Raw genomic sequence first — 14,583 nt, 5'->3', positions numbered from 1 at the left:
TAATTTTAGTTGGGTTATTATCTCAAAGTGTATCTCAACCCAAAAAATCCACGAATAGTTTGATTTTGCCCATAAACGTAAGTCGTATCAAAAGTCAAACCATAGGGATTATCAGGCGTTACCACGACTTTTCCAGCCGAATCGTATTGCACATTTTTATCAAAGGGATCATTTGTTCTCGAAATCAAAAACGGATTATTTTGCTTAGGCGTAAAATTCAAAAGATTCTTGATTCCGCCGTAAAGCTCAAAATTCTTCCATCCGAGATAAGTAAATTGAATATTCTGAATACTGTGCCAAGGCGATTTCGGACTTCTCGGGTCTAAATCGCTCAATAAAGGAAGTTTCATCGGACTGTAAACATTTCCAGTATAATCCAAAACTAAATTTAGTGCTTCTATTTTATAAGAGATGCTCCAAGTTGCGGTAAAATTTTCTGTTAGAAAAGGTCTTTCTGAAATTCCGTTTTCAACATTTTTATTATCTAAGAAAGTCGCACCTAAAATCATTTTTAATCCGTTTGTGAAATTAACGTCAATATTTGTACTGATTCCTTGACTTATAGCATAACCGTTGATATTGTCGTAAATGATTTTGTTTGGATCCGTTTCGTAATCAGAGATGATTTTATTACTGAAACGAGTATAAAAAGCCGTTGTTTCAATTCCGATAAAAGTGCCATTTGTAAAGTTTATCTTTTGAATGTAATTCAGATTCGCATTTACAGATTGTTCTGGTTTCAAATCGTTTTTGATTACAACATCTCGCGAACCTGTAAGCGCCGCGTGATCTTCGGTAAATAAATTTACAACTCGAAATCCGGTTCCGGCATTCAAACGGAAAATCGTGTTTTCATTTTTCTTCCATCGATATGCCACTCGCGGTGTATAAATTGAGCCGTGAATCGAGTTATAATCGTATCGCATTCCTAGCAAAACCTGACTTTTAGGCGAAAGCGTTATCTCATCCTGAACAAAAATCCCAGGCAACCAAGTACTTTCAGCTTCTTTTGTTGCGGTTGTATTGTCGTCGTAATACGAATATCGATTGGCAATTCCTGCTAGCAAATCATTTCGACCAAGCTTTTTATCCCAAGTCAGTTGCAGAAAACCAATTTTTTGATTCGCGATATACGATGTTGTCCCGTAACGGCTGTCTTGATAATGCACATTTCCAGAAAACGAAATCATTAATTTTTCTTCAAAAGGCAATTGATAACTTCCAATTAATTCGCCTCTTTTGGTATAAATACTTTCACCATAAATTTCATCGCCTCCGCGGAATTTTTTCTCCCAGCGCACATCTCCGCCCCAACGATCTTCATACATACCGCGTGCTGCGATCGTAAAGAGACGATTATTATTTCGTTTGAAATTCCATTTATTAAAAATTGAAATTCGTTCAGAAAGTGTAACATCCGTAAAATTATCTTTGTCTTTATCGATAACTTGATTGTAATTAAAATAATTCAGACCCAAAAGTGTTGTTGCCTTTTTACTCGGATTAAATTTCATTCCCAAATCGACATTGGTTTCTAAATACGAAGTCGTAAAAATGTCTGCAGAAAACAAAGGTGCGTTCGTTGGATTTTTAGTAATAATATTGATCAAACCGCCAACTGCCTCGCTTCCGTAAAGAGAAGAAGCCGGACCTTTTACGATTTCAATTCGCTCAACAAGAGAATTTGGAATTCCAGATAAACCGTAAACTGTAGAAAGACTGCTGACAATTGGCATTCCGTCAATTAAAACCAAAGTGTACGGACCTTCTAAACCGTTAATATGAATATCACCCGTATTGCAAACCCCGCAATTCAGCTGAGGCCGAACGCCATTTATATTTTGCAGTGCCTCATAAATACTGGCAGTTGGATTCTTTTTGAAGAAAACTGGCGAGTAAACCTCAACCGGAACAGCGCTTTCTAATCGTTTTACTGCTTTTAAAGTTCCAGAAACCACCACTTCATTAAGCTGATTTTGATTGTCTGTTAATTCTAAATCAAAAGTTTGAATTGAATCTCTTATAATTTGAATTTTCCTTTTCAAGGTTTGAAACCCCATTTGAGAAACTTGAATTGTATAATTTCCAACCGCGACATTTTCTAATCTGAAATATCCCAAACTATCAGTAACCGCTTTATGTTTTGTACCCAACAAATGAATGTTAGCGAAGTTTATTTTTTGGCCTTCACCCGAAACAAAACCAGAAACAGAAGTTGTTTCTTGTGCAAACGAACTTTGTAAACAGAACAACATCAATATTAAAAAAGAGATTTTCATTATTATAAAATTAAATTTAGACAAAACTAAAAATTAAATTTGACAAATAATGATTGTAAAACTAAAAATTTTCAAACTCATTAAATTCAATATGTTAGACTTTATTAAACACAAGAGTGAATAGCGTTCAGCTTTATCTGGATGAACATAGGGAAAAATTAATGGCTTCAGACAGATTTAGATTTGGCTGAAGCCATTTCGATCCAATCTTCATCCCCTAGCTGAAGCTAGGGTCTATTCAAAAAAGATTTAAAAAACCAATATTTAATAATAAAAATGCAGCTATTAAAAAAGACTCGATTTTTTAATAATTTTAAAAATTTCAAAAAGACTAAAGAAGTGCAAAAGGCAAATCAATATAGATTATTACTTAACTAAAAGGCATCATCTTCAATAAGGGAAAATATAAAATACACCAGACAAACAGCCTTGATCGAAATTCTAAAATATCGTAAAAAGATGTTGTTGTTGTTTAATTTCTTGTATATTTACTTAATGCACTTTTGTTGCAAATACACATTTAAATTTCAATTGCAACATTGTTGCTTTAATATTTTTTATTTAAAAAAATGAAAACATCACGAAACACTACAGCAAAGACAGCCGTTTTAGAGGTTTTTGAGAAATCAAGAACAGCACTTTCACACACCGAAATTCAAAAGCAATTGCAAGATGTTTGTGACCGTGTCACCATTTACAGAATACTTGATCGCTTATTAAATGATGATATAATTCACAAAATTTCAAATCTTGACGGAACAGTTAAGTACGCAAAATGCCATCATGTGAATCGAGTTCATATACATAATCATGCGCATTTCAGCTGTGAAAATTGTCATGAAATTACTTGTCTCGAAAATGTAAAGCCAAGTTATATTATGCCACATAATTATAAAGTGAAGGAAATAAATTTTACATTATCTGGATTATGCCCGAATTGTTTAAATTCTAACATTTAAGATTTAGACTTGCCTAAAAATATTGTTGTGCGAATATAATTTATCGCTATATTTGTTAAAACAACATTTTTTACAATGACCAACTCTTTAGAAGAAGTTCATCAATCGGTTGCTACAGAGCATAAAAAAACAGGATTCAGAAAAATATTAGCCTTTTTAGGCCCAGCCTATTTAGTCAGCGTTGGTTATATGGATCCCGGAAATTGGGCAACAGATATCGCGGGTGGAAGTCAGTTTGGATATTCTTTGCTTTGGGTTTTGCTTATGAGCAACTTAATGGCTTTACTGCTTCAAAGCTTGAGTGCGCGCCTTGGAATCGTAACACAACGCGATTTGGCGCAGGCTTCGAGAGAAACCTATTCTAAATACATCAATTACGTTTTATATTTTTTGGCAGAGATTGCTATCGCCGCTTGTGATTTAGCCGAAGTTTTGGGAATGGCAATTGGGATTAATCTTCTTTTTGATATTCCGTTAATTGAAGGCGTTTTAATTACTGTTTTAGATACTTTTCTTTTGCTTTTCTTAATCAATAAAGGCATTCGCAAAATGGAAGCTTTTATTATTGTATTGGTAGCCATTATCGGTTTTTCTTTTATTTTTGAAATGATTTTTGCAGAACCAGAACTTGATAAAGTCATTTACGGATTGGTTCCGTCTATACCGAGTTCTGCAGCATTATACATCGCAATCGGAATTATTGGTGCTACGGTAATGCCTCACAATTTGTATTTACATTCTTCTTTAGTACAAACTAGAAAATTCGACAGAACTCCAGCTGGCATTAAACAAGCATTAAAATACAATTTTATAGATTCAACAATTGCCTTAAATCTAGCATTTTTTGTAAATGCAGCCATTTTAATTTTAGCAGCAGCCACGTTTTACAGAAACGGAATGTTTGAAGTTGCTGAAATTCAAGATGCTCACAAATTTTTAGAACCATTACTAGGAACCAAATGGGCACCAGTTCTCTTTGCCGTTGCCCTTATTGCTGCAGGACAGAGTTCGACAGTAACGGGAACTCTTGCAGGACAGATCGTTATGGAAGGTTATTTGAACTTAAGAATTCAACCTTGGGTTCGTCGCATCATAACACGATTGATCGCGATTATTCCAGCCGTGGTTGTAATTTTAATTTACGGAGAAAGCGTAACAGGAAAGCTATTGATTTTAAGTCAGGTTATTTTGAGCCTGCAATTGGGATTTGCCATTATCCCGCTAATTCATTTTGTAAGTGATAAAACCAAAATGAAGGGATTTCATATTTCAAAAACCACTCAAGTCGTTGCTTGGATTATCGCTTTGATCATTGTTTCACTTAACGCCAAATTGGTTTATGACGAAATCACTTCCTGGCTAGTAAGCTCTAGTCATCCTATCTTTCTTTGGGTTACCGTGGTTCCCATTGCTTTTGGCTTTTTAGGTTTATTGCTTTATATCGTATTCAAGCCCTTTATTGCAAGAGCAAAATCGCATATTGAAAATCATTCACCTCATCATTTAAAATTACAATATGCCCCAAAGGAAACATACAGCAAGAAAAACATAGCGATTTCTGTCGATTTTTCTAAAGCCGATGAAGCTGCATTAAATAATGCCTTCGAATTGGGCGGAATTGAAGCGCAATACACCTTAATTCACATTGTTGAAACCGTTGGCGCATTAATGTACGGAGGTCATGTAGATGATCATGAAACAACTATCGACGAAAAATTATTATTAGAATATAAAGAAATGCTTTCGCAGAAGGGATTCAATATAGAAACTGAACTTGGGTTTGGAAAACCAAACACCGTGATCCCAAAGATTATCAACACAGGGAAATTCGATATTCTCGTAATGGGAACCCACGGCCATACTGGATTAAAAGATCTTCTTTTTGGCACAACCGTAGATAAATTGAGACATAAAATTTCGATACCTTTGTTGATTGTTAAAAAATAGGGACAAAGGTTCAGAGATACAAAGGGACAAAGTTTTGATAACTCTAAACCTTTGTCACTTTCTACCTTCGAGCCTCAAAAAATAAAAAAATGACTTTTTCAGAAGAAAACTATCTTAAATCAATATATCATCTTACAGCTTCTTTGGAAACTGAAGTAAGCACTAACGCTATTGCTGAAATGATGGAGACCAAAGCTTCTTCCGTAACGGATATGCTAAAAAAGCTGGCAGATAAAGATTTGGTGAATTATAAAAAATATCAAGGTGTTTCATTGACTGAAAATGGAAAACTTGCCGCAAAAATGATTGTTCGCAAGCATCGATTGTGGGAAGTTTTTTTAGTAGAAAAACTAAATTTCAGCTGGGATGAGGTTCACGATATTGCCGAGCAGTTAGAACATATCAAATCTGAACAGTTAATTAACCGTTTAGATGACTTTTTGGGAAATCCTACAGAAGACCCTCACGGCGATCCAATTCCGGATGCAAATGGCCGAATTATTAAAATCGAAAAATATTTACTTTCTGAATTAACAGAAAATCAAATTGGGGTTTGCGTGGGCGTAAAAGATACTTCTTCAGAGTTTCTGAAATATCTAGACAAACAAGAAATCGCTTTGGGTTCAAGAATTGAATTTCTATCCAAAGAGTCTTTTGATTTATCTGTTAAGATTAAAATTGATGGCAGAGAATTATCTATTTCTAATAAAATTGCTTCTAATTTGTTTGTGAAGCTGATTTAGAAATTATTAACCTAAAAAAAACATCCACTAAGTGCATTGCATTTAGCGGATGTTTTATCTACAAATTTAATTCGGATAATCAACAACAACCCAAGGAATATCGAATCTTCCTTTAAATCGATAAACTGAAACTTCATCACCAACTTGAACATTATTATATAAATCACTTTCAACGGTAATTTTTTTCGCTTCTTTGTTTTTTCCCCATGAAGATAAATTTAAATTATAAAATTTGCCTTTACTGCCTCCACTTATAGATTTACTCAAAACCTCTGAAGCAAAGATTTCTGGTTTTGAATTATCAAATACGCAATTTGTCGCCACAACGGTACTATATCCATAAATAAATCCAAAAATGACATAACTTACTATTTCAAAATAGTCTTTAGCTTTTTTTACAGTCTTTTTTTTGCTTAATGCTATTATTACACCAACAAAAATCACTGAGATCAATATTGCAGGCAGCCATACATTAGAATAGTCATCTATTGAAAAATCTATAATTCCTCTTAAAAAAAGTATCATGCCGGGAAACATTAGAGGAAATACTGCTGTTGGATATACACTCTCTTTTTCAGCATCAACTTTAATTAAACCTTTCGAAAGTTTTACTGTTAAAAGACCAATTAAAGGCAGACAAACACAAGTAATTACTAAATATTTATAAGGCCTTGGATAAAAAAACAACCAGGCAATAACAACAGCTGTTACACCATTTAATAGTTTGGCAAATAATTGTGCTTTTTTTAATTTATCTTCCCGTTCTTCAATTGTAAATCCAAAATTAGTATTTTTTAAAATTTCATTTTTTTCTTGCGTGATCTTCTCTTCAATTACTTTTATCTTTTCAGCATTTAGATCTGCGACTTTAAAACTTAACTGAGATCTTATTTCGTCAAATTTTTCAAATAAATTACTAACAACAATCGCTTTTTCCCCTTTGGTTTTGGATTCGACGCCTAAAAATTTCTGTAAATTAAGTTTTGGATTGGTGCTTACCTCAAAACCTTTTATATCCTTAAACTTTAGTTCTTTTTTTTTAAACACGCCTATGAGCTGAAAACTATCTTGTGTAATTACAATTCTTGTTTTATATGTTTTAAAAATTAAAAATACCATACACGGTACTACAAAAAGAAATAGTACTGCCAACAAATTATTCACTAATGGTTCCTCATTGTTTTGAAAGGGCGCTAATTCTGCGGGAAGAAGTAATATTATTCCAAATATTCCATAAAACAAAGAAGTGAATGAGCAAATACTATAAATAATTATCCTCCATGTCTTAGATATTCTATACACTTTCATTTTAAGCTAATTTTTTTTACTATAAAGTGTAAAAGTACTATAGCTCTTTAAAAGAAACATACCAGAAAAGAACTTAAAAGCAACAAGATAAGACAAAAGAACAAAATTTTATTAAGCTTAAATTTATTGACTATATTGAGTTTTTAAAACATAATCACAAAATTAAAGTGCTTCACAAAAAATAAAAATGATAAATTTTAACAATTTTACAGCAATCCTTTCTCTATCATTTCCAGCATTACTGGAGAAGCATTTTTAAACGTTGGTTCTTGTTCGATAATACTTCCTGCATTTTTCTTGTTTACTTTAAAAGTTACATCATTATCTGTTGTAAACAAAAGTGCTGTTAAAAAAGGATTTTTGATATAAGTTCCTAAAACCATCAAAGCTTCATCAAGAGTGTGAATGCTTTCTATTTCTTCGGTTTTATAACGTGAAGTTAATGAAATCGAAAAGGTATTATCTTCATTCAAAACCAAACGAAAATAAATGTTTTTAATTTCAGTATCGCCAATGGTTTTGGCCAAAGTCAATTTTGCGAAAGTTCCAGCTTGAATACTTTCTTTAACTCGTTCACAAAAAAGGGCAAATATTGGTTCGTAGGACATGATGTTTGTATTATAATTTAACCGCAAAGTTCGCAAAGATTTACGCAAGGTTCACAAAATTTCTCAACTTTCCTTGTGTGCTTTGCGCAATCCCTTGCGAACTTTGCGGTTAAGAAAATTATTTCCCTGTAAATTCAGCTTTACGTTTTTCTAAAAATGCTGTTGTCCCTTCTTTAAAATCCTGAGTTCCGAAACATTTTCCGAACGATTTTATCTCAGTATCAAATCCGTTTTTACCGTCTTCAAAGTTGGCATTGATCGCTTTTATAGCTTTACCGATTGCAAATGGCGCATTTTTGATTATTTTTTGAGCAATTACATTCGTGAATGACATAAGTTCTGTTTGTGGCACAACATGATTTACTAAACCATATTCTTTTGCTTCTTCTGCAGAAATCATTGCTGCGGTCATGATCATTTCCATTGCACGGCCTTTACCCACTAATTGCGGCAGACGCTGTGTTCCTCCATAACCCGGAATCAATCCTAAAGTTACTTCTGGCAAACCCATTTTAGCATTATCCGAAGCTACTCTAAAATGACACGCCATTGCCAATTCTAATCCACCGCCAAGTGCAAAACCGTTAACGGCCGCAATAACGGGTTTCTTTAAATTTTCGATATAATCAAATACTGTTTCTTGACCTTCGGCTGCTAATTGTGCGCCTTCGACAATAGTATAATTTGCAAATTCCGAAATATCGGCTCCAGCCACAAAAGCTTTCTCACCGCTTCCGGTCAGGATAATAACGCGTACATCATCATTTTTACCTAATAATTTAATTGCTTTATTAAGATCACTGATGGTTGCTTTGTTTAACGCATTCAGTTTTGTAGGTCGGTTTATGGTTACGGTTGCAATTTTTTCTTCAATCGAGATTAAAAGATTTTCGTAGTTCATGACGCTGGTTTTATGAGTTTGTGATAGGCAAAGAAACTCTAAAAGTGGTTCCTTTTCCGTAAGTTGATTCAAAGGTAATTGTTCCTTTGTAATTTTCGATGATGTTTTTTATAATTCCGAGGCCAAGTCCCATTCCACTTGTTTTTGTGGTAAATTTTGGCTCGAAGATTCGTCCGATATCTAGTTTCTGAATCCCGATTCCGTTGTCTTTTACAGCAATCTCAACATTATTGTTTCGTCTCTTTACCGTAACGACAATTGATTTTTGAAACTGGCTTTCCGGAATGGCCTGAGTTGCATTTTTAACCAAGTTGGTAATGACTCGGATTAACTGCGTACGGTCCATTTTCGAAATGATTTCTTCTTCGTCTTTTTCAAAAACAATATAATCTTCGTTGAAAATATCCAACGCCAATTCTACAACCTCAACAACATTCAGCGTTTCATTTTGCTGTGCCGGCATCGAAGCAAAATTCGAAAATGCCGAAGCCACGGCTGTCATTGTATCAATTTGCTGAATTAAAGTTTCAGAATAATCATTTAATTTCTGTTTAACATCCGGCGCTGTCGGGTCAAACTTTCGCTGAAAACTCTGCACCGTCAATCGCATCGGCGTAAGCGGATTTTTAATTTCGTGTGCTACTTGTTTTGCCATTTCGCGCCAAGCTTCTTCACGCTCACTTTGAGCCAGTTTTATGGCGCTGGTTTCGAGCTTGTCCACCATTCCGTTATACGCTTTTATCAGGAAGTTGACTTCTTTACTGTTGGCTTCTAAAACAATTTTCTCGTTCTTCTGATCTAAATTGGTTTCTTCTAATCGGTCTGAAATGGTTTTTAGCGATTTCGTAATATAAGTTGACAGAAAATAAGCCAAAGCAAAAGCCACAACCAGCATAAATGAGTAAACTTGGCTTAACCGAATCAAAAAAGTATTCAACTCGTTGTCATAATAGCCGTCGTCTTCTAAATATGGGAGATTTAAAACACCAAGAGGTTTGAATTTTTCATCTTTTATTAAACTGTAAGACGATCTGTTTTTAACGCCATCGATCGTTTTAATATCTACGAAGCGCTTTTCGATTGAAGACCGAACCAATTTCAAAATGTATTCCGGAATTGGCGGTGCAACCTTATCAACTGCAAAAGATTCTTTTGAAGATTTTAATAATTTACCGTCAAGACCGTAAATATTGATTTCGATTTTATGAATTTGTGCCAGCTCGTGGATTTTGTCTTTAAAAATCAGGTCAAGATTTGCTGTTTTTAAAGGATAAGTTGTAGTTGAAAGCACATAATTGATGTGCTCTTTTACCGCGTTTTCTTTTCGTTCTAAACGTTCCTGATGATATTCTTTGGCCTCCGTTTTAAACTGAATAATCGAAATCGAAGCTAATAAAAATGATGCTACAACAATCAATACAATCATCGACAGGAAAATCCTGGTACGAAGTGAAAGCATTGACATTTTGAAGTTCTGCATCTGTTTTTGTTTTATTTGTTTCAGGTTTCAAGTTCAGTTTAGGTTGCGTTTTGGCAACTTGAAACTTGAAACCTGAAACTAAAAACTATTTCTTTTCTCTAATTCTTTTATAAAAACGAAATCCCAGCATTATTAAAACCGAGAATAAAATAATTCCGATTACACCGAAAATCCAGTTGATAGCACTTTTTAAAACTACTAAAAAGACAACTGCAAACAAAATAATCGTTGCGCCTTCATTCCACAAACGCATAAAATTATTGGTATATTTTACCTCATCGTTTTGTAATTGTTTAAAAATTTGATGGCATTTTCCGTGATATAAATATAAAAGGAAAACGAAGCATAATTTTACGTGCATCCATGGCATTTTCATCCATACATGACCTGCATCTGTAAAAAACAGCATCCAAAAAGCAAAAATACTCGCCAAAACCGCCGACGGCCATGTAATGATGTACCACAAACGGTAGGCCATTATTTTGTATTGCGCCTGTAAAATCTCTTTTTCCGGGGAAGGTTTTTCGTTGGCTTCTATTTGATACACAAACAAACGCACAATATAAAACAAACCAGCAAACCAGGTTATTACAAAGATAAGATGCAGTGATTTTAAGTAGTTATAATATTCCATTAATATTTAGTTTCAGGTTTCAGGTTTCAGGTTTCAGGTTATTTCTCACAGTGGAACATAACTTGAAACTTTAAACCTGAAACAAAAATTTATTTAGCCCAATCATTAATCCAATTAGAAACTGTCTGGCACCATTCATCATCGTCATTCAAACATGGAATGGCTAAAAACTCTTCTCCTCCATTTTTTTCGAAATCTTCTTTGGCGCGCATCGCGATTTCCTCTAAAGTTTCTAAACAGTCAGAAACGAAAGCTGGCGTTACAACCGCCAATTTCTTGATTCCTTTAGCCGGCATATTTTCAATTTCAACATCCGTATAAGGCTCTAACCATTTGTCTCCCGCTAAACGCGATTGAAAAGTCAGACTGTATTTATCTTCTGGAAGTCCTAATAACTTAATAACTTGTTTTGTAGTTTCATAACATTGGTGGCGGTAGCAAAAATCATGCGCCGCAGAAGGCGTGTTACAGCAAGAACCGTCAATTTTGCAATGTGATTTGGTTACATCTGTTTTGCGAATATGACGCTCTGGAATTCCGTGATATGAGAACAATAAATGATCGTAATCAAATCCAACTAAATGTTTCTGAATCGAATCTGCTAAATTCTTGATGTAATCTGGTTTGTTGTAAAATGCCGGAACATCTGTAAATTTCATGTTTGGAAATTTCTTTTTACGGATTTCTTCTGCTTTTACTAAAATCGTCAAAGTCGAAGCCATGGCATATTGTGGATATAAAGGAAAAAGCATTACTTCATCTACACCTTTATCGTGCAATTCCTGAAGTCCTTTTTCGATTGTCATGCTTCCGTAACGCATTGCTAACGCAACCGGAACATTTACCAAAGGCTGTACTTTTTTCTGCATTCTTTCAGAAAGAACTACTAATGGAGAACCTTCATCCCACCAAATTTTCGCGTAAGCGTGTGCTGATTCTTCTGGTCTCTTTCTTAAAATGATTCCACGAACCAATAACGCTCTTAATAAATACGGAACGTCGATCACGTATTTATCCATTAAAAATTCGTCTAAATAGGGTTTTACATCTTTTGGTGTTGGACTTTCTGGAGATCCTAAGTTTACTAATAATACGCCTTTCATTATTGTTTTTTGCTTTAGGCTTTAAGCTTTAGGCTTTAAGCATTTTGTTTATTTTAATTTTCGTCAAAAGTAGAATTTACTGCTTTTTAGAAATATGATAATTATTACTTTTTATTTATTGCTGAATATCGAAAATTGATTTGCAAACATCTCTTTTAAAATTCTCCCGCAGATTTTGCAGATTTTTAATTGGTGTTAATTTGTGAAATTTGTGTTTAAACATTCGTATTAATTGACATCAAATACTTTTTCGGAGTTGTAGCAAATTTCTTTTTGAATGCCGCGATAAAGTGACTTCCGGTGCTGTAGCCAATTTTCAATCCAACTTCGTTTACATTATAAGATCCGCTGTCTAGAAGTTTTCGGGCGAAATCCATTTTGTAGTCGAAAAGAAAACCATAAACCGTGTCGCCGTAAATTTGTTTGAAACCCATTTTGAGTTTCTTCAAATTCAAACCAATTTCATCTGCCAGTTCTTGTAATCCTGGCGGTTCAGCCATATTAGCGATGATAATTTCTTTTGCTTTTCGGATCTTTAAAACGTTATCTTCATCAATCAAAAACGGACATTGTTCTGCATTTGGATCTTCGGTTCTGTTAAAATATAAACTCAACAATTCGTACCCTTTTCCTTTATAATAAAGATTTTTTATGGATGGATGAAGATTGTAATGAAACAACTGACTCAAAACAATCGCCATTGACGGACTAATATTTCCTTCGTTATAATACTTTTTATCCTTATTATCAGGACTTAAAAACGTAATATAATCGGCTTCTGCAGAAAATAACGCGTGAAATTTTTTAATGGAAACAATTACAGAAATCACCCATGAATTTGGAGCCAACTCTAAATTGAGCGGTAATTCTTTTTGCGGATTGTACAAAAGCAGTGATTTTTCTTCCTTCAAATCTAAGGCATAAGTACCCTGATTAAACAGAAATTTTGCATTGCCTTTTATTCCGAAGTGAAACTGTATCAGGCCACTACCTACTTCATGTTGCGCATAAAAAGATTCTGAACTGTCGTTTTGAAAACGGATTAGCGTAAAGTCGTCTTCAATTTTTATAATTTCTTGAGAACTCATAGCGATGTTTTTTTAAAAATAAAATCGATGCAAATTGGAAATGTTATTTAGAATGACTCTAAACAAATAGTTTCTAACGAGTTGATTTTGCTACAAAAGTACTTCTTTTTGCATAAAAACAGCTCTTTAGAATCAAAAAAACATGCAGCGATACAAAAAGTACTTTGAGCGTTACTTTTATAAACACTATAATGATAATTTTGTTCCACTTTTATGAAAGTGAATTTATGGAAAACAATAACGTACCGAAACACCTTTATTTTTACTCAGTTGGTCTGAGTTATAAAAAAGCTGATGCTGAGGTAAGAGGTCAATTTAGTTTGGATGCAATTGCCAAAACGCGTTTGCTGGAACAAGCTAAAACTGAAGGAATAGAAAGTTTGATTGTCACTTCGACATGCAACAGAACTGAGATCTACGGTTTTGCAGAACACCCATTTCAATTAATAAAACTAATTTGTGATAACAGCAACGGTTCAGTCGATGCTTTTCAGAAAGTTGGTTTCGTGTATAAAAATCAAGAAGCAATTAATCATTTGTTTCGTGTAGGAACAGGTTTAGATAGCCAAATTTTAGGCGATTTTGAAATTATTTCTCAAATCAAAACCAGTTTTATCCATTCAAAATCAATGAATTTAGCCAATACTTTTATGGAAAGATTGGTGAATGCAGTGATTCAGGCGAGCAAAAAAATCAAAAACGAAACAGAAATCAGTTCTGGGGCGACTTCAGTTTCTTTTGCATCGGTACAATACATTCTTAAAAATGTAGAAGACATCAGCAATAAAAATATTTTGCTTTTCGGAACAGGAAAAATCGGAAGAAACACATGTGAGAATTTAGTAAAACATACTAAAAATGAACATATTACTTTAATCAACCGAACTAAGGATAAAGCTGAAAAATTAGCAGGAAAACTGAATTTAATTGTTAAAGATTATTCAGAATTACACTTAGAACTTCAGAAAGCGGATGTTGTGGTTGTTGCAACTGGCGCACAAAACCCAACGGTAGACAAAGCGATTTTAAATCTAAAAAAACCTTTATTGATTTTAGATTTATCGATTCCGAAAAACGTTCACGAAAACGTAGAAGAATTAGAAGGCGTAACTTTAATTCACATGGATTATTTGTCTCAGTTGACAGATGAAACCTTGGAAAATAGAAAACTGCATATTCCAGCAGCTGAAGCTATCATCGAAGAAATCAAAGAAGAATTTTTAGTTTGGATGAAAGGCCGAAAATTTGCACCGACAATTAATGCTTTAAAAGAAAAACTGAATGCCATTAAAATTTCAGAATTGGATTTTCAAAGCAGAAAAATTGCAGATTTTAATGAAGCTCAAGCTGAAATCATCAGCAACAGAATTATTCAAAAAATCACTACACATTTTGCTAATCACTTAAAAGACGACGACACCATGGTAGATGAAAGCATCGAATGGATCGAAAAAGTCTTCAAAATAAAAGCATCCTAAATTTATTTTACCATTAAGATATTAAGCTAATTAAGCTTAATGGTAAAAAACAAAA

12 protein-coding genes are annotated in these 14,583 nt (G+C 33.8%); 4 read left to right on the top strand and 8 right to left on the bottom strand.

Features of this window, described 5'->3' with window-relative positions; genetic code table 11:
• Positions 1–17: 17 nt before the first annotated feature.
• Complete coding sequence (locus tag IR010_RS08205) at positions 18–2,279, bottom strand: TonB-dependent receptor (RefSeq protein ID WP_194602983.1); 2,262 nt, start codon at positions 2,277–2,279, stop codon at positions 18–20.
• A 569-nt stretch (positions 2,280–2,848) separates the two neighbouring features.
• Here IR010_RS08205 and IR010_RS08200 point away from each other — a divergent pair.
• The 3 genes from IR010_RS08200 (at position 2,849) to IR010_RS08190 (ending at position 5,928) form a co-directional block, all read left to right on the top strand.
• On the top strand, positions 2,849–3,238 hold the full coding sequence (locus tag IR010_RS08200; RefSeq protein ID WP_194602982.1) for a Fur family transcriptional regulator: 390 nt from the start codon (positions 2,849–2,851) through the stop codon (positions 3,236–3,238).
• 75 nt (positions 3,239–3,313) lie between these two features.
• Entirely contained in the window at positions 3,314–5,185 is a 1,872-nt protein-coding gene (locus IR010_RS08195) for an Nramp family divalent metal transporter (RefSeq protein ID WP_194602981.1), read from the top strand.
• An 89-nt stretch (positions 5,186–5,274) separates the two neighbouring features.
• The gene (locus tag IR010_RS08190; protein WP_194602980.1) at positions 5,275–5,928 is read left to right on the top strand and encodes a metal-dependent transcriptional regulator; all 654 of its coding nucleotides are present in this window, start codon (positions 5,275–5,277) and stop codon (positions 5,926–5,928) included.
• A 66-nt stretch (positions 5,929–5,994) separates the two neighbouring features.
• Here the strand turns inward: IR010_RS08190 and IR010_RS08185 are convergent, their stop codons facing one another.
• The 7 genes from IR010_RS08185 to IR010_RS08155 all read right to left on the bottom strand — a co-directional run bounded on the left by IR010_RS08185 (position 5,995) and on the right by IR010_RS08155 (position 13,050).
• On the bottom strand, positions 5,995–7,236 hold the full coding sequence (locus tag IR010_RS08185; RefSeq protein ID WP_194602979.1) for a hypothetical protein: 1,242 nt from the start codon (positions 7,234–7,236) through the stop codon (positions 5,995–5,997).
• 206 nt (positions 7,237–7,442) lie between these two features.
• Entirely contained in the window at positions 7,443–7,844 is a 402-nt protein-coding gene (locus IR010_RS08180) for a hypothetical protein (protein ID WP_029271224.1), read from the bottom strand.
• Between the two features lie 118 nt (positions 7,845–7,962).
• Positions 7,963–8,745: an enoyl-CoA hydratase/isomerase family protein gene (locus tag IR010_RS08175; RefSeq protein ID WP_029271225.1), complete on the bottom strand. Its 783-nt coding sequence runs from the start codon at positions 8,743–8,745 to the stop codon at positions 7,963–7,965.
• A 10-nt stretch (positions 8,746–8,755) separates the two neighbouring features.
• On the bottom strand, positions 8,756–10,171 hold the full coding sequence (locus IR010_RS08170) for an ATP-binding protein (RefSeq protein WP_035666932.1): 1,416 nt from the start codon (positions 10,169–10,171) through the stop codon (positions 8,756–8,758).
• A gap of 139 nt (positions 10,172–10,310) precedes the next feature.
• Complete coding sequence (locus IR010_RS08165) at positions 10,311–10,859, bottom strand: CopD family protein (RefSeq protein WP_057115399.1); 549 nt, start codon at positions 10,857–10,859, stop codon at positions 10,311–10,313.
• A gap of 89 nt (positions 10,860–10,948) precedes the next feature.
• Complete coding sequence (gene hemH / locus IR010_RS08160; protein ID WP_194602978.1) at positions 10,949–11,962, bottom strand: ferrochelatase; 1,014 nt, start codon at positions 11,960–11,962, stop codon at positions 10,949–10,951.
• A gap of 215 nt (positions 11,963–12,177) precedes the next feature.
• Positions 12,178–13,050: a helix-turn-helix domain-containing protein gene (locus IR010_RS08155; protein ID WP_029271231.1), complete on the bottom strand. Its 873-nt coding sequence runs from the start codon at positions 13,048–13,050 to the stop codon at positions 12,178–12,180.
• A 227-nt stretch (positions 13,051–13,277) separates the two neighbouring features.
• On the opposite strand from IR010_RS08155, the gene hemA reads away from it, so the two are divergent.
• Complete coding sequence (gene hemA, locus IR010_RS08150; RefSeq protein WP_029271233.1) at positions 13,278–14,528, top strand: glutamyl-tRNA reductase; 1,251 nt, start codon at positions 13,278–13,280, stop codon at positions 14,526–14,528.
• Positions 14,529–14,583: the final 55 nt, after the last annotated feature.

The organism is Flavobacterium sp. MR2016-29 (assembly GCF_015350695.1).
Lineage (GTDB): Bacteria > Bacteroidota > Bacteroidia > Flavobacteriales > Flavobacteriaceae > Flavobacterium.
The sequence above is the reverse complement of the archived record's forward strand: the minus strand, read 5'-3'. Positions and strand labels throughout refer to the sequence as shown.

Coding starts and splice junctions, on each gene's coding strand:
- IR010_RS08200 (WP_194602982.1), top strand. CDS start 2,849: ATGAAAACATCACGAAACACTACAGCAAAGACAGCCGTTTTAGAGGTT.
- IR010_RS08195 (WP_194602981.1), top strand. CDS start 3,314: ATGACCAACTCTTTAGAAGAAGTTCATCAATCGGTTGCTACAGAGCAT.
- IR010_RS08165 (WP_057115399.1), bottom strand. CDS start 10,859: ATGGAATATTATAACTACTTAAAATCACTGCATCTTATCTTTGTAATA.
- IR010_RS08205 (WP_194602983.1), bottom strand. CDS start 2,279: ATGAAAATCTCTTTTTTAATATTGATGTTGTTCTGTTTACAAAGTTCG.
- IR010_RS08190 (WP_194602980.1), top strand. CDS start 5,275: ATGACTTTTTCAGAAGAAAACTATCTTAAATCAATATATCATCTTACA.
- IR010_RS08155 (WP_029271231.1), bottom strand. CDS start 13,050: ATGAGTTCTCAAGAAATTATAAAAATTGAAGACGACTTTACGCTAATC.
- IR010_RS08175 (WP_029271225.1), bottom strand. CDS start 8,745: ATGAACTACGAAAATCTTTTAATCTCGATTGAAGAAAAAATTGCAACC.
- IR010_RS08180 (WP_029271224.1), bottom strand. CDS start 7,844: ATGTCCTACGAACCAATATTTGCCCTTTTTTGTGAACGAGTTAAAGAA.
- IR010_RS08170 (WP_035666932.1), bottom strand. CDS start 10,171: ATGATTGTATTGATTGTTGTAGCATCATTTTTATTAGCTTCGATTTCG.
- hemA (WP_029271233.1), top strand. CDS start 13,278: ATGGAAAACAATAACGTACCGAAACACCTTTATTTTTACTCAGTTGGT.
- IR010_RS08185 (WP_194602979.1), bottom strand. CDS start 7,236: ATGAAAGTGTATAGAATATCTAAGACATGGAGGATAATTATTTATAGT.
- hemH (WP_194602978.1), bottom strand. CDS start 11,962: ATGAAAGGCGTATTATTAGTAAACTTAGGATCTCCAGAAAGTCCAACA.